Annotated in this window: 18 protein-coding genes; 14 read left to right on the top strand and 4 right to left on the bottom strand. The window is 64.8% G+C overall.

Annotated features, from left to right (window positions below):
• Positions 1-14: 14 nt before the first annotated feature.
• Positions 15-644, bottom strand: coding sequence for an RNA pyrophosphohydrolase (locus J3U95_RS10295; protein ID WP_208278521.1), 630 nt, complete (start codon positions 642-644; stop codon positions 15-17).
• A gap of 206 nt (positions 645-850) precedes the next feature.
• Here J3U95_RS10295 and J3U95_RS10290 point away from each other — a divergent pair, with 206 nt between their 5' ends.
• From J3U95_RS10290 to J3U95_RS10275, 4 genes are all read left to right on the top strand, one after another.
• Positions 851-2,572, top strand: coding sequence for a proline--tRNA ligase (locus J3U95_RS10290; protein WP_208278520.1), 1,722 nt, complete (start codon positions 851-853; stop codon positions 2,570-2,572).
• The gene (locus tag J3U95_RS10285) at positions 2,572-3,198 is read left to right on the top strand and encodes a lytic transglycosylase domain-containing protein (protein ID WP_208278519.1); all 627 of its coding nucleotides are present in this window, start codon (positions 2,572-2,574) and stop codon (positions 3,196-3,198) included. The genes J3U95_RS10290 and J3U95_RS10285 overlap by 1 nt, the downstream gene beginning before the upstream one ends.
• A gap of 92 nt (positions 3,199-3,290) precedes the next feature.
• A complete protein-coding gene (locus J3U95_RS10280; protein WP_208278518.1) occupies positions 3,291-4,733 on the top strand; it encodes an alkaline phosphatase in 1,443 nt (480 codons plus the stop codon).
• A gap of 19 nt (positions 4,734-4,752) precedes the next feature.
• On the top strand, positions 4,753-6,126 hold the full coding sequence (locus J3U95_RS10275) for an alkaline phosphatase (RefSeq protein ID WP_208278517.1): 1,374 nt from the start codon (positions 4,753-4,755) through the stop codon (positions 6,124-6,126).
• Between the two features lie 139 nt (positions 6,127-6,265).
• Here the strand turns inward: J3U95_RS10275 and J3U95_RS10270 are convergent, their stop codons facing one another.
• Together J3U95_RS10270 and ffh are read right to left on the bottom strand one after the other, a co-directional pair.
• Complete coding sequence (locus J3U95_RS10270) at positions 6,266-6,646, bottom strand: SWIB/MDM2 domain-containing protein (protein ID WP_109346291.1); 381 nt, start codon at positions 6,644-6,646, stop codon at positions 6,266-6,268.
• Positions 6,647-6,878: 232 nt separating this feature from the next.
• Positions 6,879-8,246, bottom strand: a complete 1,368-nt coding sequence (gene ffh / locus J3U95_RS10265) for a signal recognition particle protein (protein ID WP_208278516.1) — start codon at positions 8,244-8,246, stop codon at positions 6,879-6,881.
• Positions 8,247-8,490: 244 nt separating this feature from the next.
• Between ffh and J3U95_RS10260 the strand changes: the two genes are divergently transcribed.
• From J3U95_RS10260 to J3U95_RS10220, 9 genes are all read left to right on the top strand, one after another.
• Positions 8,491-9,465 (top strand): ABC transporter substrate-binding protein, encoded by a 975-nt coding sequence (locus J3U95_RS10260; protein WP_208278515.1) that lies wholly within the window; start codon positions 8,491-8,493, stop codon positions 9,463-9,465.
• A 13-nt stretch (positions 9,466-9,478) separates the two neighbouring features.
• Complete coding sequence (locus tag J3U95_RS10255) at positions 9,479-10,336, top strand: ABC transporter permease (RefSeq protein ID WP_229519759.1); 858 nt, start codon at positions 9,479-9,481, stop codon at positions 10,334-10,336.
• 1 nt (position 10,337) lies between these two features.
• Positions 10,338-11,135, top strand: a complete 798-nt coding sequence (locus tag J3U95_RS10250; RefSeq protein WP_208278514.1) for an ABC transporter ATP-binding protein — start codon at positions 10,338-10,340, stop codon at positions 11,133-11,135.
• 99 nt (positions 11,136-11,234) lie between these two features.
• On the top strand, positions 11,235-12,038 hold the full coding sequence (locus J3U95_RS10245) for a cytochrome C assembly family protein (RefSeq protein ID WP_208278513.1): 804 nt from the start codon (positions 11,235-11,237) through the stop codon (positions 12,036-12,038).
• Positions 12,038-12,286 carry a PP0621 family protein gene (locus J3U95_RS10240; RefSeq protein WP_208278512.1) on the top strand — a complete coding sequence of 83 codons (249 nt, stop codon included), beginning with the start codon at positions 12,038-12,040 and terminating at the stop codon, positions 12,284-12,286. Before J3U95_RS10245 ends, J3U95_RS10240 begins: the two co-directional genes overlap by 1 nt.
• On the top strand, positions 12,287-13,939 hold the full coding sequence (locus tag J3U95_RS10235) for a sensor histidine kinase (RefSeq protein ID WP_208278511.1): 1,653 nt from the start codon (positions 12,287-12,289) through the stop codon (positions 13,937-13,939).
• A gap of 3 nt (positions 13,940-13,942) precedes the next feature.
• Positions 13,943-15,409, top strand: a complete 1,467-nt coding sequence (locus J3U95_RS10230; RefSeq protein ID WP_208278510.1) for a sigma-54-dependent transcriptional regulator — start codon at positions 13,943-13,945, stop codon at positions 15,407-15,409.
• A 575-nt stretch (positions 15,410-15,984) separates the two neighbouring features.
• Entirely contained in the window at positions 15,985-18,915 is a 2,931-nt protein-coding gene (locus J3U95_RS10225) for a ribonucleoside-diphosphate reductase subunit alpha (RefSeq protein WP_208278509.1), read from the top strand.
• A gap of 236 nt (positions 18,916-19,151) precedes the next feature.
• Positions 19,152-20,255 (top strand): ribonucleotide-diphosphate reductase subunit beta, encoded by a 1,104-nt coding sequence (locus J3U95_RS10220; protein WP_208278508.1) that lies wholly within the window; start codon positions 19,152-19,154, stop codon positions 20,253-20,255.
• Between the two features lie 63 nt (positions 20,256-20,318).
• Here J3U95_RS10220 and J3U95_RS10215 read toward each other — a convergent pair whose 3' ends face one another.
• A complete protein-coding gene (locus J3U95_RS10215) occupies positions 20,319-20,741 on the bottom strand; it encodes a VOC family protein (protein ID WP_208278507.1) in 423 nt (140 codons plus the stop codon).
• 75 nt (positions 20,742-20,816) lie between these two features.
• Between J3U95_RS10215 and J3U95_RS10210 the strand changes: the two genes are divergently transcribed.
• Positions 20,817-21,521, top strand: a complete 705-nt coding sequence (locus J3U95_RS10210; protein WP_208278506.1) for a helix-turn-helix transcriptional regulator — start codon at positions 20,817-20,819, stop codon at positions 21,519-21,521.
• Positions 21,522-21,764: the final 243 nt, after the last annotated feature.

Genomic DNA, 21,764 nt, shown 5'->3' with positions numbered 1-21,764 from the left:
TTTCCATCAATACACTACTTATTGGGCGCCAGCGCCAGCGATTCCGGCCCCGCCGGACTGGGTCCGTTGGCCGTGACCATGTCCTGGGCCGGCTTGGCGGCTTGCGACCTGCCATGCGGCTGGCGCAGGTAGCGCGCGCTGTGACGCCGCTCGCCTTGCTGGCCTCTGGCGGGCCAGGTGACGAAGCGCGACAGTTCCTGCAGGGCGCGCTGGTAGACGTCGCGCTTGAATTCGATCACGACATCCAGCGGCACCCAGTAATCGTGCCAGCGCCAGGCATCGAATTCCGGGTGGTCGGTCAGGCGCAGGTTGACTTCGTTGTCGCGCGCAACCATGCGCAACAGGAACCAGATCTGCTTCTGGCCGCGGTAATGGCCGCGGATCTCGCGCTTGATGAAGTGGTCGGGCACCTCGTAGCGCAGCCAGTCGCGGGTTCGCCCCATGATCTTGACGTGCTCCTGGCGCAGGCCGATTTCTTCCTCGAGCTCGCGGTACATTGCCTGTTCTGGCGTTTCCCCGTATTTGATACCCCCTTGCGGGAATTGCCATGAGTGCTCGCGCACTCGCTTGCCCCACCAGACCTCGTTGTTAGCGTTCAGCAGGATGATGCCGACGTTGGGCCGAAACCCTTCACGGTCGAGCATAAGTGCACCTCGATACTTTCTGCCGGCGGATCGTCCCTTATGTTTTTACCTACAAATTCTGTACGCCCGTGGGTTTTCCGCACCGCTTGCGCGGTGGATGCTGCTGGTTGCGGACCCTGTTTGTAGAAAGATTGGACGCATCAGCCGGCTAATCCTTTAAAATTAGGTCGATTATAACCCTCTCTTTTTAAAAAGAATTCACTGATATGCGCGCCTCACGATTTTTTATTTCAACTCTTAAAGAAGCGCCTTCCGATGCCGAGATCGTCAGCCACAAGCTGATGATGCGCGCCGGGATGATCAAGCGCCTGGGTTCCGGCATCTATACCTATATGCCGGTCGGGCTGCGCGTCATCCGCAAGGTCGAGGCCATCGTCCGTGAAGAAATGAACCGCGCGGGCGCGATCGAACTGCTGATGCCGCTGGTGCAGCCGGCCGAACTGTGGCAAGAAACCGGCCGCTGGGACAAGATGGGCGACGAATTGATGCGCGTCAAGGACCGTCACGGCCGCGATTTCGCGATCCAGCCGACCTCAGAAGAAGTGGTCACCGACGTCGTGCGCAGCGAACTCAAATCGTACCGCCAGCTGCCGATCAACTTCTACCACATCCAGACCAAGTTCCGCGACGAGCGCCGTCCGCGCTTCGGCCTGATGCGCGGCCGCGAATTCACGATGAAGGATGCCTATTCCTTCGACCGCGACCTGGAAGGCATGCAGAAGTCCTACCAGACCATGTTCGACGCCTACACGAAGATCTTCAACCGCTTTGGCCTGAAGTTCCGCGCGGTGGCGGCCGACAACGGCGCCATCGGCGGCACCGGTTCGCATGAATTCCACGTCATCGCCAGCACCGGCGAAGACGCGCTGGTGTACTGCCCCGACTCGGACTACGCGGCCAATATGGAAGCGGCCGAAGCGGTGGCCACCGGCACCCGCGGCGCGGCGACCCAGGCGTTGACGAAGACCCCAACCCCAGGCAAGACCAAGTGCGAAAGCGTGGCCGAGCTGCTCAAGCTGCCGCTGTCGCAGACCGTCAAGACCATCGCCCTGACCGTCGAGAGCGAAGAAGGCAAGAAGAGCTTCTGGGTGCTGCTGCTGCGCGGCGACCATGAACTCAACGAGATCAAGGTCTCGAAAGTGGCGGGCCTGAAGGACTTCCGCTTCTCGACCGAGGCCGAGATCCTCGAGGTGTTCGGCACCGTGCCGGGCTACCTGGGTCCGATCAACACCAAGCTGCCGGTCAACGTCGTGGCCGACCGCACCGTCGCCAACATGGCCGACTTCGTGTGCGGCGCCAACGAGGCCGACTTCCACTACACGGGCGCCAACTGGGGCCGGGATCTGCCAGAGCCTGTCGTGGCCGACCTGCGCAACGTGGTCGAGGGCGACGCTTCGCCGGACGGCAAGGGCGTGCTGGCGATCGAGCGCGGCATCGAGGTGGGCCACGTGTTCCAGCTCGGCACCGCCTACTCGGAAGCGATGGGCGCGACCTTCCTCGACGAAGGTGGCCGTCCCGCGCCGCTGCAGATGGGTTGCTACGGCATCGGCGTGACCCGCATCCTGGGCGCGGCGATCGAGCAGAACTTCGACGACAAGGGCATCGTGTGGCCTGACGCCATCGCGCCGTTCGAGCTGGTGCTGTGCCCGATGGGCCTGGACCGCAGCGAGATGGTCAAGGAAGCGACCGAGAAGCTGTACGCCGACATGCAGGCAGCCGGCATCGACGTCATCGTCGACGACCGCGGCCTGCGTCCGGGCGCGATGTTCGCCGACTGGGAACTGATCGGCGTGCCGCACCGCGTCGTGATCGGCGAGCGTGGCCTGAAGGAAGGCAACCTGGAATACCAGGGCCGCCGCGACGAAGCGGCGAGCAGCGTGCCGGTGGCCGAGATGGTCGCCTTCATCAAGGGCAAGCTGGGCAAGTGATGCGCCTGCGCCTCGCCTCCTGGCTAGGAGGCGCCGTGCTCGCATGCGCCTTCGGCCTGGGTGGGGGCGAGGCGTACGCCGGCAACCAGAAGGAAGAAGCGCTGTCGGATTCGGTGCGCCTGGCCCTGGCCAACGCCATCGCCGACGCGCGCCCGCCGCGGGCGACGTTCCGTACCGAGCAAGCGCGGGTGCGCTACCAGGCCTGGTTCCAGGAGATGTCGGGCCGGCTCGCCAAGCGCCTGCCCGACGTCCAGACCCGCACCGAATTCCTCGAGACGGTCTGGTACGAATCGACCCGCGCCGGCCTCGACCCGGGACTGGTGCTGGGCCTGATCCAGGTCGAATCGGCCTATCGCAAGTACGCGATCTCGATCGCCGGCGCGCGCGGCTATATGCAGGTGATGCCGTTCTGGACCAAGGTGATCGGCGACGGCGACCGCCGCCGCCTGTTCCACATGCAGACCAATCTGCGCTACGGCTGCGCGATCCTGCGCATGTATATCGACATGGAGCGCGGCGACCTGTACCTGGCGCTGGGCCGCTACAACGGCAGCCGGGGCAAGCCGCAGTATCCGAACGCGGTGCTGGCGGCGTGGAAGAAGTGGGAATTCAAGCACGGTATCTAGGTCGGACGTCCTGTACAAAACCCCAACATTTCAGTTCACCAACATGTCACGTTAGCAGTGTAGACTTTCCGCTTTCCCAAGCAGAGGACTGCATGCGACCGACCACTCTTGCCTCCGCCGCGCTGCTGGCGGCACTCGCCGGCTGCGCGACAACGCCGCCCGCGTCAAACCAATCCACCGCCGCACAAGGCGTCAACGCCGTCGACCACCGCGCGAAGAACGTCATCTTCTTCCTCGGCGACGGCATGGGCATCAACACCTTGACCGCGGCGCGCATCTTCGCCGCCGGCGAAGACGGCGACCTGGCGATCGACAAGCTGCCCGAGTCGGCCTTCGTGAAGACCTTCTCGAACGATGCGCAAGTCACCGACAGCGCCGCCTCGATGGCGGCCTACATGACCGGCGTGAAGCAGAATAACAATGTCGTCTCGATGTCCTTCGGCACCCGCTCGATCGCACCGGGCAAGGACGCCAACGGCAACGCCCTGGTCAGCCGCTGCGAGAACGGCACCGCCGCCGTCACCTTGCTCGAACTGGCCAAGCGCCGCGGCATGGCGGTCGGCGTGGTCACCAATACCAGCGTCACCGACGCCACCCCGGCCTCGACCTATGCCCACGCCTGCCATCGCAAGCTGGAGACCGATATCGCCGCCAGCCTGGTGCCGGGCGGCGCCGGCTACAACGCAGCGCTCGGCGAGCGCGGCCTGGACGTGCTGTTCGGCGGCGGCGCCCAGAACTTCACGCCGTTCGCACGCGGCGGCAAGCGCGCCGACAACCGCGACCTGCTGGCCGAACTGGGCTCGAAAGGCTTCCGCGTGGTGAACGACACCGCGCAATTCGCGGCCCTGCAACCGGGCCAGCCGGCGGTCGGCCTGTTCGCGCCGAACCACATGGACTTCGACGCCACTCGCGACCCGGCGCGCCAGCCGGCCCTGCCGGCAATGGCCACCAAGGCGATCGACCTGCTGGCGCCGAACAAGAACGGCTTCTTCCTGATGGTCGAGGGCGGCCTGATCGACCACGCCCTGCACGCGACCCTGGGCAAGCGCGCCCTGCAAGAGACGGTGACGTATAACGCGGCGCTGCAGGCGGCGATCGACCGCATGGAAACCCTCGATCCGGGCCTCAAGAACACCCTGATCGTCGCCACCGCCGACCATGACCACACCCTGATCCTGAACGGCTACGCGGCCCGCACCGGCAAGACCACGCCGACCAACCCCGGGGTGATCGGCCTGGTGCGCAACGCCGACGGCAAGCCGGCCCTGGATGGCAAGGGCCAGCCATATACCATCATCGGCTTCGGCACAGGCGAGCAGCGCCACGCGGGCGACCGCACGGCGCACCTGACCGACGAGGTCGTGACGCGCGACGACTACCACCAGGAAGCGGTGGTGCGCACCCGCACGGGCGCCGAGACCCATGGCGGCAGCGACGTCTACCTGGGCGCGACCGGCGCCAACGCCGAACTGTTCCGCGGGACCATCGACAACACCCGCGTGTTCAACCTGATCAAGACCGCCGCCGGCCTGTAAGCCGCGACCAGGAGCCACCATGACTTTCCAACGTTTTACCCCGCTGCTGCTGGCCGCCTGCTGCGCGGCTGCATTCTCCACCCCGGCCACCGCCCAGCAAAAAGCGAAGAACATCATCTTCTTCCTCGGCGACGGCATGGGCCCGACCACGATCACCGCCGCCCGCATCTATCGCGGCGGCGAGGACAGCCTGCTGCACTTCGAGCGCCTGATGGAGCGCACCGCGCGCATCAAGACCTATTCGGCCGACTACCAGACCACCGACAGCGCGCCGTCGATGGGCGCCTACATGACCGGCGTGAAGATGAACAACGACGTCATCTCGCAGGCCGGCGCGCGCCCGATCGAACCGACGAAAGAGGGTGTCGACATGTGCGGCGCCAATAACGGCACGCCGGCGGTGACGATCCTGGAACTGGCCAAGGCCCAGGGCAAGGCGACCGGCGCCATCACCACCACCGAACTGACCCACGCCACCCCGGCATCGACCTTTGCGCATACCTGCAGCCGCGACGCGGCGTACACGATCGCGCAGCAGATCGTGCCCGGCGGCGCCGGCTACAACAAGGCGTTGGGCGACGGCGTCGACGTGCTGATGGGAGGAGGGCGCAACCACTTCACGCCGGTTGATCCCGCCACCAATCCGAAGGGCCGCCCCGACGGGCGCGACCTGATGGCCGAATTCGCCGGCGCCGGCTACTACGTGGCCGGCACCCGCGCCGGCATGATGTCGGCGCAACCGGGCCGCAAGTTCGTGGGCATCTTCAGCGCCACCAGCCACCTCGATTACTCCTACCAGCGCCGCCCCGAGCAGCCGACCCTGGCCGAAATGACCGGCAAGGCGATCGACCTGCTGTCGAAGAATCCGAACGGTTTCTTCCTGATGGTCGAAGGCGGCAAGATCGACCACGCCCTGCACGACACCCGCGCCAAGCATGCGCTGGAAGAGACGGTGGCCTTCGACGATGCCCTGCAGCTGGCGATCGAGCGCATGCGCGCCATCGATCCGGGCCTGCAGAACACGCTGATCGTGCTGACCGCCGACCATGACCATACGATGCAGATCAACGGCTATCCGAAACGCGGCAATCCGATTACCGACATCGTGCGCGACTATGCGTCGGGCGAGCCGAAGAAGGATGCGGACGGCAAGACCTTCACCACGCTCGTGTTCGGCAATGGCCCGAACCGCCCGGACATGCGCGCCGACGTCGACAGCGTGGTGGCGCAGAGCGACGATTACCATCAGGAAACTGGCGTGCACAAGTCGTCGGAAACCCATGGCGGCGGCGACGTCAAGCTGTATGCAACCGGAGCCGGATCGGCGCCGTTCAAGGGCACGATCGAGAATACCCAGGTGTTTCATCTGATGAAAGCGGCGGCGGGCTTGTAATGGATCCGGATCGGCGCGCCGCGTCGATCCCAGGAGTCATTAACCACTTGCCACTATTATTTACAGCTAAATAACAAAAGCCCCGGTTTTGAAACCGGGGCTTTTGTTTAAGCTCGAAGCTTTTGAAATAAGGAGTGGCTTATTTCAGGTGATCCGAAATGAGCTTGGTCATTTCGAACATCGAGACTTGTGCCTTGCCGCCGAAAACGGCTTTCAGCTTGTCGTCGGCATTGATCATGCGGCGATTTGCTGCGTCTTGCAGGTCTTTCGACTTGATGTAATCCCAGACCTTCTTGGTCACTTCGGTGCGCGGCAGCGGCTTGTCGCCGACGACGGCGGCCAGCGTGGCGGACGGGGTCATGGCTTTCATGAAAGCAGCATTTGGCTTGCGCGCGGCTGCCGGCTTATCGGCCGACTTCGCTGCTGGTGCTGCCTTTTTTGCTGCCGGCTTGGCCGCTGCAGCAGGCTTGGCAGCGTCTTTTTTTGCTGGCGCTGCAGTGGTTTTTTTGGCTGTTGCCATCTTCGAGCCTCCTAAAACGAACACGTGGAAAAGTGCGTAATTTATCGCACGCCTATATTGGTAGCGTTTTACAGAACGTGCAAGTCTTTTTCAAAACTTTTTCACTCTTAAAACCCGCCAAATGGGCGTTATCGCACACAACAACGCATGAGAACGAAAAAACGCTGACAAGCGGCGAAAAAAAACCGCGCAAACTGATACTTTGCGCGGTTCTCGCCGATTGACATGCAGATTAGCGCAAGCCGGGCATCATCCCCTTCATCCCGCGCATCATCTTCATCAGGCCGCCGCCCTTGAGCTTTTTCATCATGGTCTGCATCTGGTCGTACTGGTTCAGCATGCGGTTTACTTCCTGCACCTGCACGCCGGCGCCGGCCGCGATGCGGCGCTTGCGGTTGGCCTTGATCAGCTCGGGCTTGGCGCGCTCGCCCGGGGTCATCGAATCGATGATGCCGACCATGCGGCGCACCGATTTCTCGGCCTGGTCCATATTGGCGCCGCTCGCGGCCTGCTGGAACTGGGCCGGGAGTTTGTCCATCAGGCCGGCCATGCCGCCCATTTTCTTCATTTGCGTGAGCTGGGCCTTGAAGTCGTTCATGTCGAAACGGCCGCCGACCTTGATCTTGTTGGCCAGTTCGGCCGCCGCCTCGGCGTCGACGCCCTTGCGCGCTTCTTCGACCAGCGCCAGGATGTCGCCCATGCCCAGCACGCGGTTGGCCATGCGGGTGGGGTCGAAGGCTTCCAGGCCGTCGAGTTTTTCGGACACGCCGGCGAACTTGATCGGCTTGCCGGTCACGTGACGCACCGACAGCGCCGCGCCGCCGCGCGAATCGCCATCGAGCTTGGTCAGCACGATGCCGGTCAGGGGCAGGGCGTCGTTGAAGGCCTTGGCGGTGTTGATCGCATCCTGGCCCAGCATGGCGTCGACCACGAACAGGGTCTCGACCGGCTTGACGGCGCCGTGCACGGCGGCGATCTCCTGCATCATCGCCTCGTCGATGCCCAGGCGGCCGGCGGTGTCGATGATCAGGACGTCGTGGTAATGCTTCTTGGCCCAATCGAGCGCGTTGCGGGCGATGTCGACCGGCTTGTCGCTGGCGGTGGACGGGAAGAAGTCGGCGCCCACCTGCTTGGTCACCGATTCGAGCTGGGCGATCGCGGCGGGACGGTAGACGTCGGCCGAGACGGTCAGGACTTTCTTCTTCTTTTGTTCCTTGAGGTACTTGGCCAGTTTACCGGTGGTGGTGGTCTTGCCGACACCCTGCAGGCCGGCCATCAGGATGATCGCGGGCGGCTGCTGGGCGAAGGACAGTTGGGTAGCCTCGGGGCCGAGGTCGGCGCCCATCAGGGCGGCCAGCTCTTTCTGCACCACGCCGACCAGGGCCTGGCCGGGCGACAGCGAGCCGACGACTTCTTCGCCCAGGGCCTTCTCCTTGACCTTGGCGATGAATTCGCGCACCGCCGGCAGCGCCACGTCCGCCTCGAGCAGGGCCATGCGCACTTCGCGCAGCATTTCCGCGGTGTTCGCCTCGGTCAGGCGGGCCTCGCCGCGCATGGTCTTGACGACCTTGGCAAGGCGTTGGGTGAGGTTATCTAGCATGTCTACCTAATATAGAAAGAAGCGCAATTCGGACTTGGCGCAGGTTCGCCAACGCGTCATTTTACCTTGCGCCGCCGCTGCCCTGCATACCTCATCGCGTCGAACCCGGGCTGTCCCGGCCATTTTTCGCCAACGCCGTCGCCTTTTGGCATACCGCAAACACGACCCGCGGCTGCCATGTTGTATTGCCTACTCGCCTTTCCGGCAAGCATGAATCCTAAAAATCGAGGTCAGGAGAAAACATATGAGGCAAATGTTTGGCAAGACATTGATCGCGTTAGCGCTGTTAGCCGTGGGCGGGACCGCCGCGGCCCAGGACGTCGTGCGGTTGGGGAACCTGAAGCTGGCGCATTTCGGCGCGGTGTCCTATATCAAGGAAATCGCGCCGGGCTGCGGCATCCGGGTCGAGGAAAAGATGTTCGCCAAGGGGCTGGACATCATGCAGGCCATCATCGCCGGCGAACTGGACGTGGGCGCCACCGCATCCGAAGCCGCGATCCAGGGCCGCGCCGGCGGCGCCCCGGTGGTGGTGGTGGCCGGCTTCGCGCGCGGCGGGGCGCGGCTGGTGGCGCGGCCAGAACTCAAGATGTCGTCGGCCTCCCAGCTCAAGGGGAAAAAAGTGGGCGTCACCCGCGGCGGCATCCAGGAAGTGCTCCTGATGGCCGAGCTGGCGCGCAACAAGCTGAGCGCCGACACCACCGGCCGCAAGGACGTGCAGCTGGTGTACCTGTCCTATCCCGAGCTGAACCAGGCGCTGCTGGGCCGGCACATCGACGCGATGATGCAGTCCGAGCCGCAATCGTCGCAGGCGATCAATATGGGCTTCGGGGTGGAGGTCATGAAACCCTACGGGACGCCGATCGGCGAGCCGGTGCGCACCATGGTCATGACCGAGAAGTTCTACCGCGAGCGCCGGCCGCTGGCCGAGAAGTTCATGCGCTGCTTCGTCGAGGCCACGCGCACCTTCATCGACCGGCCCGACATCGCCGAACAGTATGTGCGCCAGTCGATGTTCAAGGGCCAGATCACGACCGCCGACTTCCGCGCGGCGATGGCCAATTCGCCGTACTCCTACGACATCACGCCCCAGCACATCCAGGTCACGACCGACGTCATGGCGCAGACCGGGGTGGGGCGCATGGCGCGTCCGCCGCTGGCCAGCGACTGGGTCCGTACCGACCTGCTGGCATCGGCCAAGAAAAGCCTGAACATCAAGTAGGGGAGCATCGATCATGGAACGCATCGAACGACGCAAGACGATCCGCAAAAAGCGGCTGCGATGGAACGACGCCGCCACCGGCCTGGTGGTGCCGGTGCTGGCGATCGCGCTCTGGCAATGGGGGGCGGCCAGCGGCCTGGTCGACCGCCAGGTGCTGCCGGCGCCGCTGGACGTGTGGCGCAAGTGGGTCGACTACCTGCTGCCTTCGGCGCCGTTTGCGCAGTACACCGATGGCGGCTGGCTCAAGTGGGCGTTGTCGGGCGAGCTGCCGGTTGACGTCATCGCCAGCCTGTACCGGGTGGTGGTGGGCTTCGCCATCGGCGCCGGGCTGGCGCTGCCGCTCGGGCTGGCGATGGGGGCGAGCCAGCGCGTGCACGCCTGGATGAACCCCCTGGTGCAGGTGCTGCGGCCGATCCCGCCGATCGCCTACATCCCGCTGGCGATGCTGTGGTTCGGGCTCGGCAATCCGCCGGCGGTGTTCCTGATCGCGATCGGGGCTTTCTTTCCGGTCTTGATGAACACGATCGCCGGCGTGCGCCAGGTCGACGGCATCTATCTGCGCGCGGCGCACAACCTCGGCGCCGGCAAGCTGACGATGTTCCTGCGCGTGATCCTGCCGGCGGCGGTGCCCTACATCCTGTCCGGCGTGCGGATCGGGATCGGCACCGCCTTCATCGTCGTGATCGTGGCCGAGATGATCGCCGTGAACAGCGGCCTGGGCTTCCGCATCTCGGAGGCGCGCGAGTACTTCTGGTCCGACAAGGTCATCGCCGGGATGATCAGCATCGGCGTGCTGGGCCTCCTGATCGACATCGGCGTGAATCGATTGAACAACCATTTGCTGCGCTGGCACCGCGGCCTGGAGCACTGACATGAGCGATATCCATATCCGTATCGAAGGCGTCAATAAAGTGTTCGGCGCCGAAGACCATGAAGTGGTGGCCCTGCAGGGCATCGACCTGGCGCTCGAACGCGGGCAGTTCACCTGCCTGCTCGGCCCTTCGGGTTGCGGCAAGTCGACCCTGCTCAATGCGGTGGCCGGCTTCGCGCCGCCGTCCTCTGGGGAGATCCTGGTCGACGGCCGCCCGGTCACCGGGCCGGGGCCGCAGCGCGGCATGGTGTTCCAGGAATACGCGCTGTTTCCCTGGATGACGGTGGAGCAGAACATCCGCTTCGGCCTCGAGATCAAGCGCATGCGCGGACCGGAGATCGACCGCCGGGTGGACGACCTGCTCAAGCTGCTGTCGCTGGCCGACTTTCGCACCCGCTACCCGAAGGACCTGTCCGGCGGCATGCGCCAGCGGGTGGCGATCGCGCGCGTGCTGGCGCTCGATTCGCCGATCCTGCTGATGGACGAACCCTTCGGCGCGCTCGACGCGCTCACCCGGCGCAACCTGCAGGACGAACTGCTGCGCCTGTGGGCCGAGCTGAAAAAGACGATCCTGTTCGTCACCCACAGCATCGAGGAAGCGATCTACCTGGCCGACCGCATCGTCGTGATGACGTACCGGCCGGGAACGATCAAGCGCGATCTGCTGGTCGAGATCGCGCGCCCGCGCGACCCGGCGGCGCCGGAATTCAACCTGCTCAAGCGCGAGCTGGGGCTGATGGTGATGGAAGAGCAGGAGCGGCATCACAACGACGAGTTGCGGATGGCGGCGGTGGATTGAACGTCCGCCATATATATATGTGGCGGCGCCATCGGAGGAAGGGGGGCTTCCACCTGGGGGCCTTACCCCCGCCGTTCGCCGATGGTGTAGACTCCTGTTATGCAGAATTCCCTCTTCCTTGCCGCTGCCTTCCTGTACGCGGTATGCGCCCTGCTGCCGTCGCGGCTGGGCGCCGTCATCTCGGGCGTGACCGCCGGGGCCTGGGCCCTGCATGGCGTCGCGCTCGGCATGGACGTGATGGTGCCGGGACGGCTGCGGGTCGGCTTCGCCATCATGATTTCCAGCGCTTTATGGGTGTCGGTGGCCGCCTATTGGTTCGAGAACCGTAATTTCGCCCTCGACGGCATGCGCCGCCTGGTGATGCCGTTCGCTGCGGCTGCCACCCTGTTGCCGCTGCTGTTCCCGGGCACCCTGACGCCGCTGGCCGGCAAAACCGCCGCCTTCGGCTGGCATATCGCGGTCGCGGTGCTGGCCTACAGCACCCTGACCATCGCCGCTTTCCACGCAGTGCTGATGGCACTGCAAGAGACGCGGCTGCATACCCGCACCGCCGGCGGCGGCTGGTTTGGCTCCGCGCTCGACCAGCTCCCGGCGTTGCTCACCATGGAAAAACTGTTGTTCCGTGTGATCTGGATCGGCTTCGTCTTGCTCAGCCTGACGGTATTGTCGGGCTTCGTGTTCTCCGAACAGGTGTTCGGCCGGCCGCTGCTGCTCGACCACAAGAGCGTGTTCGCGCTGCTCTCGTGGGCGCTGTTCGCGGCGCTGCTGGCCGGGCGCAAGTGGCAGGGCTGGCGCGGCAAGACCGCGCTGCGCTTCACGCTGGCAGGCTTCGCCACCCTGGCGCTGGCCTATGTCGGTAGTCGCTTCGTGCTCGAAGTCGTCCTGCACCGGGGAGTCTACTGATGCGTATCTTGTTCTGGATTGCCCTCATCGTCCTCATCGTCTTCGCCGTGCGCAGCAAGCTGCGCGCGATGGCCAAAAAGCATGGGGTTCCGCCCAATATGGGGCGCGGGCCGGCCCCGGCGCCCGGCCAGATCGAGGCCATGGCGCAGTGCGCGCACTGCGGCGTCTATTTTCCTGCATCCGAGACGGTCAAGGCCGACGGCCTGGATTACTGCTCGCCAGGCCACGTGCGCCTGCCGCCCAAGTAATTGAAGGCCGCGACCGGCACGCTGTCGGCGGGCGCGCGCGTGACCCTGTGGCGCTCGCTCCAGACCTTCACCGTCACCCGCATCGTCATCGCCCTGGTGCTGCTGCTGTACCTGGGCGTGGACCTGGAAAGCGGCACACTGCGCCCCGACCCGGTCAACACCGAAACCTGCGTCTTCTATGTGCTGACCGCGGCGATGTTCGCGCTGGCGGCGCGCTGGCAGCGGCGCTTCCTGATCCAGCTCGGGCTGCAGATCGCGGTCGACCTGCTGGTGATTTCGCTGCTGTACCTGGCCGCCGGCGGCATGCGCAGCGGCCTGGGCATCCTGTATCTGTTCCCGCTGGCCGGCGCCGCGATCCTGGCGCCGCTGGTGCTGGCGCTCTTTTCGGCGGCGGTCGCGACCCTGTTCCTGCTCGGCCTGAACCTCTGGCAGCTGGTGATCGAGGGGCGCGACCCGCCCCTGATGCAGGCCGGCCTGTTCGGCGCCGCCTTCTTCGCCGGCGTGCTGATGGTCAACCGCCTGGCGGCGCGCCTGCTCAAGCAGGAAGAACTGGCGTCCCAGCGCGGCGCCGACTTGCGCATCCAGCAGGCGATCAACGAGATCGTGATCGCCGACGTCGGCGACGGCATCCTGGTGGTGGGGGAGGACGGCGCCGTCTTCACCGGCAACCCGGCGGCGCGCCGCATGCTGGGCCTGGCCGACACCTCGGTGTTCTCGCTGCGCGCAGCGCCCGCCTTCGAGCCGGTGGCGCTGGCCTTCGACGCCTGGCTGGCCGGTCCCGACAACGACAAGGCCTTCGTCACCCTGAAACCCTATCGCGAAGGCGACGGCGCCGGCGACGTGCGCGGGCGGCGCGACCAGCCGGTGCATTTGAAATTGCGCTTCGCGCGTGTGGCCGACGGCGGCGAGGCGGCCGGCCGCAGCGTGATCTTCATGCAGGACGTGAGCGCCATCGAAAACCAGGCGCAGCAACTCAAGCTGGCCTCGATGGGCCGCCTGACCGCCAGCATCGCGCACGAGGTGCGCAACCCGCTGTCGGCGATCGGCCACGCCACCGACCTGCTGGCCGAAGACCTGCACGGCCCGGCCGAGGTGCGCCTGCTGAAGATCGTGCGCGACAACGTGACGCGCGTGAACCGCATGGTGGAAGACATCCTGCAGCTGTCGCGCAAGGCCCAGCCGAACGGCGAACCGGTGGCGCTCGGCCCTTTCCTGGAAGAGCTGAAGGCCGAATTCTGCGAAATCCACGGCCTGGCCGGTGATATAGTCTATATAGGCGATCCGGGCGGCAGCGCGGTGCGCTTCGATCCGCTGCACCTGCACGAGGTCTTGCTCAACCTGCTGAACAATGCGGTGCGCTACGCCAGCCGCCAGCCGGCCAGCATCCGCATCTTCCCGGCGCGCGATGCCGCGGGCCGGCGCGAGCTGCACGTGCAGGACGACGGCCCCGGCATCACGCCTGAAGTGCGCGACCACCTGTTCGAGCCCTTCTATACTACGTCGAGCAAGGGGACCGGCCTGGGACTCTACCTGGCGCGCGAACTGTGCCTGAACAACGATGCGAAACTCGATTATGAATACCGGTTCGACCCGTCCGCGCTGGGGCCGCGCAAGGCCAGCGGCCGCTTTGTCATCACCTTCGCCCTCGAGTAAGCCATGAGCGCGCCCCGCATCCTGGTGCTCGACGACGAAGCCGACCTGCGCGAGCTGCTCGAGATCACCCTGCTCAAGATGGGCCTGGACGTCGACAGCGCCGCCACCCTGCGCCAGGCGCGCAGCCTGTTCGAGGAGCACGACTACGCGCTGGTGCTGACCGATATGCGCCTGCCGGACGGCCTGGGGCTGGAACTGGTGCGCGAGATCGCCGCTTCGGGCAAGGGCACGCCGGTCGCCGTGATCACCGCCTACGGCAGCGCCGAGAACGCGGTGGTGGCGCTCAAGGCCGGCGCCTTCGACTACATCGCCAAGCCGGTGGCGCTCGACGCGCTGCGCGTGATGGTGCGCTCGGCCCTGAAATTGTCGGAAGGCGCCGCCGCGCCTGACGGCGGTGCGGTCGATTCGCGCATGATCGGCCATTCGCCGGCGATGCAGTCGCTGCGGGCGCAGATCGCCCGGCTGGCGCGCTCGATGGCGCCGATCTCGATCACCGGCGAATCCGGCAGCGGCAAGGAGCTGGCGGCGCGCGAGATCCACGCCCAGAGTTCGCGTGCTTCGAAACCCTTCGTGGCGGTGAATTGTGGCGCGATTCCCGAAACCCTGATGGAGGCCGAGTTCTTCGGCTACCGCAAGGGCGCCTTCACCGGCGCGGCCGAGGAACGCGACGGCTTCTTCCAGGCCGCCAACGGCGGCACCCTGATGCTGGACGAGGTGGCGGACCTGCCGCTGGCGATGCAGGTCAAGCTGCTGCGCGCGATCCAGGAGCGGCGCGTGCGCAAGATCGGCGCGACGAGCGAGGAACCGGTCGACGTGCGCATCATCAGCGCCACCCACCAGGACCTGGCGCGCTGCGTCGAGACGGGCAAGTTCAGGCAAGACCTGTTTTATCGCCTGAACGTGATCGAGCTGGCGCTGCCGCCGCTGCGCGAGCGGCTGGACGACCTGGCCCTGCTAGCGAACGGCATCCTGGACCGGCTGGCCGGGCCGGGACAGGCGTCGCTGGGGCCGGGCGTGCTGGAGGCATTGAAGGCGTATTCCTTCCCCGGCAATGTGCGCGAGCTGGAGAACGTGCTGGAACGGGCGCTGGCGTTCGCCAACGATGGCGCGATCCAGGTCGGGGACTTGTCGCTCAAGGCGGCGCGGCCGGCGGAAGGGGGGAGAGCAGAGACGGCTGTGCCGGTTACGGCACCTGACCCAGTCCCGGCCGCGTCGAGTGCCGGTTCGATTCCGGCTCCGGGCACCCAAGCAGCGACACCAGAAAAAAAACCAGCCCCGGTCGCCCTCGGCCCCGCCGAACTGCCGAGCAACCTGCCCGAATACCTGGAACAGGTCGAGCGCGACATCATCGGACGCGCGCTGCAGCAGACCCAGTTCAACCGCACCCAAGCGGCGAGCCTGCTTGGGATCAGCGTACGCCAGCTGCGTTACCAGATGCAGAAACTGGACATCAGCGCGCCGGACGATTGAGGCGTCCGGCCGGCACCGCCGGTTGCCGGATCATGTTACTTTGCGGTAATTATTTTGGTGCATAATGCGCCTTGGCGGAGCATGCGCGCCTCGTTTTGATTCCCGCGTAAGTCGCCTATTTGGTGCAGATTTTTCCGATGTTAGTGCTTGCTCACCGTGTACTCCCCTTCTTTTGTACGACGCTGAAATGTCAAGACTGCGCGCGCCAAAAAACTAAAAAAATGGCGATTTATTAGCTTGCCTCGATCGCAAGCGAGGTACTACAATTAGTCTCATATCAAAGCTCGGCACTAGATGTAGTGGTAGTGGATCGAAAGACACTAGGTTTTAAGCCAGCGGCGAGTTGTCCGCATGTTGTCCACAAGTTGCCCACAAATTTGTTCAGCGACTTGTCTATTAAGCACCTGCTGACAAGCTTTATTTAAATATTCTTACCCTGCTTCTCTGGTTTGCCAGCATCGGCCACCGGCTGGCGGGGATTTGTTTTGCTTTTAATTTTGTTGACGGACCATGGCGCCAGCTGCCACCCGGTCCTCGTGTACAAAGGCGGTCCGACCGCTCATCCTGGAGGCTCAATGCAAACAGCACAGAACATCTCGATCAACCAACACGTCACCCCAGGATCGGCGTCGACCAGCCCAACCCCGGCCGAGATCGTCGCGCGCGGCGACTACCGCGTCATCCGCCGCAACGGCGCCGTCGTCGCTTTCGAGCCGAACAAGATCTCGGTGGCGATGACCAAGGCCTTCCTGGCCGTGGCCGGCGGCCAGGGCGCGGTCTCGGCGCGCATCCGCGAGCTGGTGGAACAGATGACCGGTAACGTCGTGGCCGCGCTGGTGCGCCGCCAGCCGAACGGCGGCACCTTCCATATCGAAGACGTGCAGGACCAGGTCGAGCTGTCGCTGATGCGTTCGGGCGAACACGACGTCGCGCGTGAATACGTGCTGTACCGCGCCAAGCGCATGGACGAGCGCCGCGCGGCCAAGGAAGCTCTAGGTGGCGCCCCGGTCGCCGCGCCGCAGATCCACGTGGTCGATGGCGGCGAGCGCCGCCTGCTGGACATCAACGACGTCCACGCCCTCGTGAACGCCGCCTGCTCGGGCCTGGAAAAGCACGTCGACGCCGACGCGATCGTCGCCGAGACCCTCAAGAACCTGTACGACGGCGTGCCGGTCGAAGAGCTGTACAAGTCCGCCATCCTGGCCGCCCGCGCGCTGATGGAAAAGGACCCGGCCTACAGCCAGGTGACCGCCCGCATCCTGCTGCACACCATCCGCAAGGAAGTGTTTGGCCACGAAGTGCCGCAAGCCGGCGCCGCCGCCGAATACCTGACCTACTTCCCGCAATACATCGCCAAGGGTATCCACAACGAGCTGCTGGACGAAGAGCTGGGCAAGTACGACCTCGAGCGCCTGGCGAAAGCCATCGTCGCCGACCGCGACCTGCAGTTCGGCTACATCGGCCTGCAGACCCTGTACGACCGCTACTTCCTGCACGTGCGCGACGTGCGCATCGAAATGCCGCAGGCCTTCTACATGCGTGTCGCGATGGGCCTGGCCCTGCGCGAAGACGACCGCGAAGCGCGCGCCATCGAGTTCTACAACCTGCTGTCGTCGTTTGACTTCATGAGCTCGACCCCGACCCTGTTCAACTCGGGCACCCGCCGCTCGCAGCTGTCGTCGTGCTACCTGACCACCGTCGGCGACGACCTGGAAGGCATCTACGACGCCATCAAGGAGAACGCACTGCTGTCGAAGTTCGCCGGCGGCCTGGGCAACGACTGGACCCCGGTGCGCGCGCTGGGTTCGCGCATCAAGGGCACCAACGGCCGTTCGCAGGGCGTGGTCCCGTTCCTGAAAGTGGTCAACGACACCGCCGTGGCGGTGAACCAGGGCGGCAAGCGCAAGGGCGCGGTCTGTGCCTACCTGGAAACCTGGCACCTGGACATCGAAGAATTCCTGGACCTGCGCAAGAACACCGGCGACGACCGCCGCCGCACCCACGACATGAACACCGCGAACTGGATTCCCGACCTGTTCATGAAGCGCGTGATGGAAAAGGGCGCCTGGACCCTGTTCTCGCCATCCGAGACGCCAGACCTGCACGACCTGACCGGCAAGGCCTTCGAAAAAGCCTACCTGGCCTATGAAGCCAAGGCCGCCAACGGCGAGATGTCGGTCTTCAAGAAGATCGAAGCGCTCGACCTGTGGCGCAAGATGCTGTCGATGCTGTTCGAAACCGGCCACCCATGGATCACCTTCAAGGACCCATGCAATATCCGTTCGCCGCAGCAGCACGTGGGCGTGGTGCACTCGTCGAACCTGTGCACCGAGATCACCCTGAACACCAGCGCCGATGAAATCGCCGTCTGCAACCTGGGCTCGGTGAACCTGCCGCAGCACATGAAGGGCGATGGCCTGGACCACGTCAAGCTGCAAAAGACCATCCGCACCGCGATGCGCATGCTGGACAACGTCATCGACATCAACTACTACGCGGTGGAAAAGGCGCGCAATTCGAACCTGCGCCACCGTCCGGTGGGCATGGGCATCATGGGTCACCAGGACTGCCTGCACATGATGCGCATCCCGTTCGCGTCGGAACAGGCGGTGAAGTTCGCCGACGTCTCGATGGAAGCCGTCTGCTACTACGCCTACCTGGCGTCGACCGAGCTGGCCGAGGAACGCGGCCGCTACGACACCTACACCGGCTCGCTGTGGGACCGCGGCATCCTGCCGCAGGACTCGATCAAGCTGCTGGCCGAGGAACGCGGTGGTTACCTGGAGCAGGACACCAGCGAATCGATGGACTGGACCGTGGTGCGCGAGCGCATCAAGCAGTTCGGCATGCGTAACTCGAACTGCGTGGCGATCGCTCCGACCGCGACCATCTCGAACATCATCGGCGTGTCGGCCTGCATCGAACCGACCTTCCAGAACCTGTACGTGAAGTCGAACCTGTCGGGCGAATTCACCGAGATCAACTCGTACCTGGTGCGTGACCTGAAGGCGCGCGACCTGTGGGACGAAGTCATGATCGCCGACCTGAAGTACTTCGACGGTTCGCTGAGCAAGATCGACCGCGTGCCGCAAGACCTGCGCGACATCTACGCGACGGCCTTCGAAGTGGAACCGAAGTGGCTGGTGGAAGCCGCCTCGCGCCGCCAGAAGTGGATCGACCAGGCGCAGTCGCTGAACATCTACATGGCCGGCGCCTCGGGCAAGAAACTGGACGAGACCTATAAGCTGGCGTGGCTGCGTGGCCTGAAGACCACCTACTACCTGCGCACCATCGCCGCGACCCACCTGGAAAAGTCGACCACCCGCACCGGCGCCCTGAACGCCGTGCCGGTCTCGGGCGGCCTGCAGGCAGGTCACGCAGCACCGGCAGCCGCTTCGGTCGCCGCGGCCGCCGCAGCAGCACCAGCCGCACCGGAAGCCGAAGGCGCCGCCTGCTACCTGCGTCCAGGCGACGCCGGTTTCGGCGAGTGCGAAGCCTGCCAGTAATGCTGTAACGAGGTGCGAGCCGGCCTGATCGCTTGGCTGGCTCGCACCCCAAATCAAGTCAGTTTGTCGTTCCCGCCACTGGCGGAAACGACTTCCCGCGCAGGCGGGAACCCAAGTTTGCCCGCACCTCGCAAACGCCAACAGGTTCCCGCTCGTCGGCCGACAAAACATCATCAACACACACACGTGACCTCGCCCGCGCCCAACGCGACAGGCCACTACAGAAGGAAATCACCATGCTCTCTTGGGACGACGAACCAACCAGCGCCCAGCGCGCCCCACAAGCCGCCAATCCAGAAGGCGCTCCCGCCGCTGAAGTGGCGAAGCGCGTCAACGCCGACGACAAGCGCATCATCAACGGCGAAACCGACGTGAACCAGCTGGTGCCGTTCAAGTACAAATGGGCATGGGACAAGTACCTGGCCGGCTGCGCGAACCACTGGATGCCGCAAGAAGTGAACATGCAGCGCGACATCGAGCTGTGGAAGAACCCGAACGGCCTGTCGGAAGACGAGCGCCGCCTGGTCAAGCGCAACCTGGGCTTCTTCGTGACCGCCGACTCGCTGGCCGCGAACAATATCGTGCTGGGCACCTACCGCCACATCACCGCCCCAGAGTGCCGCCAGTACCTGCTGCGCCAGGCCTTCGAAGAGGCGATCCACACCCACGCCTACCAGTACATCGTCGAATCGCTGGGCCTGGATGAAGGCGAGATCTTCAACGCCTACAACGAGATCGAGTCGATCCACGACAAGGACCAGTTCCTGATCCCGTTCATCGACGTCCTGACCAACCCTGACTTCAAGACCGGCACGGTCGAGAACGACCAGAAGCTGCTGAAGTCGATCATCGTCTTCGCCTGCCTGATGGAAGGCCTGTTCTTCTACGTCGGCTTCACCCAGATCCTGGCGCTGGGCCGCCAGAACAAAATGACCGGCGCCGCCGAGCAGTACCAGTACATCCTGCGCGACGAGTCGATGCACGTGAACTTCGGCATCGACCTGATCAACACGATCAAGATGGAAAATCCACAGCTGTGGACCCCGGAATTCCGCGAAGAGATCAAGGCCCTGTTCCTGCAGGCGGTCGACCTGGAATACCGCTACGCCGAAGACACCATGCCACGCGGCGTGCTGGGCCTGAACGCCCCGATGTTCAAGGGCTACCTGCGCTTCATCGCCAACCGCCGCGCCGTGCAGATCGGCCTGGACGCGCTGTTCCCGAACGAAGAGAATCCGTTCCCGTGGATGAGCGAGATGATCGACCTGAAGAAGGAGCGTAACTTCTTCGAGACGCGTGTGACCGAGTACCAGACCGGCGGCACCCTGAGCTGGGATTGATTGCCATCGGCATCGCCTGAGTGACAAAACCCCGCAGCTGCGGGGTTTCTTTTTTTACGCGACTCAGGCGCCTCGCGTGGCGGCGACATCGACCACCCACGTCACGCCGAAACAGTCCTTCAGCATGCCGTACAAGGGCGACCACTGGGCCGGCGCCAGCGGCTGCACGATGCTGGCTTCCTGCGCCAGTCCCTCCCACAGCGCCCTGATCTCCTGTTCCGAACCGCCGCGCAGCGAGACGAAGAAGGCGTTCTCGCCCCGATGCCACGGCGAGCCGCTGGCCACGTCGAAGGCCATGATGCGAAAGCCGTTGGGGGCGACCACCTGGCCCCAGGCGATCCGCTCCGCATCCGCCGGATCGGCGACGTGGCCGAACTGCGCATAGGTGACCTGCGCGAGGTCGCCGCCGAACACGGACTGGTAAAAGGCCAGCGCGGCGCGCGCCTGGCCCTGGAAGTTGAGGTGGGTGACTACCTGGACGGACATCGAAAACTCCTTGGTGGGGTGTGGAAGACGGGTGCTACTATAGCCATCCGTCCTGTCAGTTATTGTCAGTAGAAGATGTCGCGCACAAACCGTCTGTTTCGCCTCCTCGATGCCCTGCGTCGTCTGCCCGCGCCGGTCACGGCGGCCCAGCTGGCGCAAGAGACCGGAGTGTCGGTGCGCTCGGTCTATCGCGACATCGAGACCCTGCGTGCGGGCGGCGCCGAGGTCGGCGGCGAGCGCGGTTTCGGCTACACGCTGGTCGAAGACGGCACACTGCGTCCCCAGACCTTCAGCCGCATCGAGATCGAGGCGCTCACCCTTGGCCTCGCCGAAGTGCGCGGCATGGGCGACCCGCAGCTCGTCGCGGCGGCGGAGGCGGTGCTGGCCAAGGTGGCCGCGACCCTGCCGTCGCTGGGCCAGCAGCACCTGCTGCATGCGGTGTCGCGGGTCCACCATTTCGGCGAGCGTTTTGCGCAACTGCCCGACATGGCGCTGATCCGCGCCTGCTGCTGGCGCGAAGAGGCGCTCACGATCGACTACGTCGACCGCGACGGCGCCGCGACCAGCCGCACGATCTGGCCGCTTGCCATCGTCTACCTCGACCGCATGCTGGTGGTGCTGGCGCGCTGCTGCCTGCGCGAAGACTTCCGGATGTTCCGCGCCGACCGCATCGCCTCGGTCGCGGCCACCGGCACCAGCTTCAGGCCGCGCCGCGCGGCGCTGCTGCGCGACTATGGCGCCAGACTGGCCGACGCCGGATCGTTGCGCGTGCGGGCCTGAACTGTCCTTTCATCGCGGCTTTTCAAGCCTGACCAGAGCAGAGCAAAGCGGGGTCAGGTCTGACATTCGGACACGAGCCCAGCCGTCAAAAACCTTTATTGTCGAGGCCGTGTCTAAAAGCCCCCTGTGTCACGCTAGTTGTCACCTTAATTTTTAGGAGACAACATGAGTAAAGTGTATTCTGCAGCCTTCATCGAGCAAGCCTTGGTGAAGGTTTATTCCCGCGGCAAACGGACCATTCAA

This window comes from Massilia oculi (assembly GCF_017582745.1).
Taxonomy (GTDB): domain Bacteria; phylum Pseudomonadota; class Gammaproteobacteria; order Burkholderiales; family Burkholderiaceae_D; genus Telluria; species Telluria oculi_A.
This window is presented reverse-complemented; position numbering and strand designations above follow the sequence as displayed.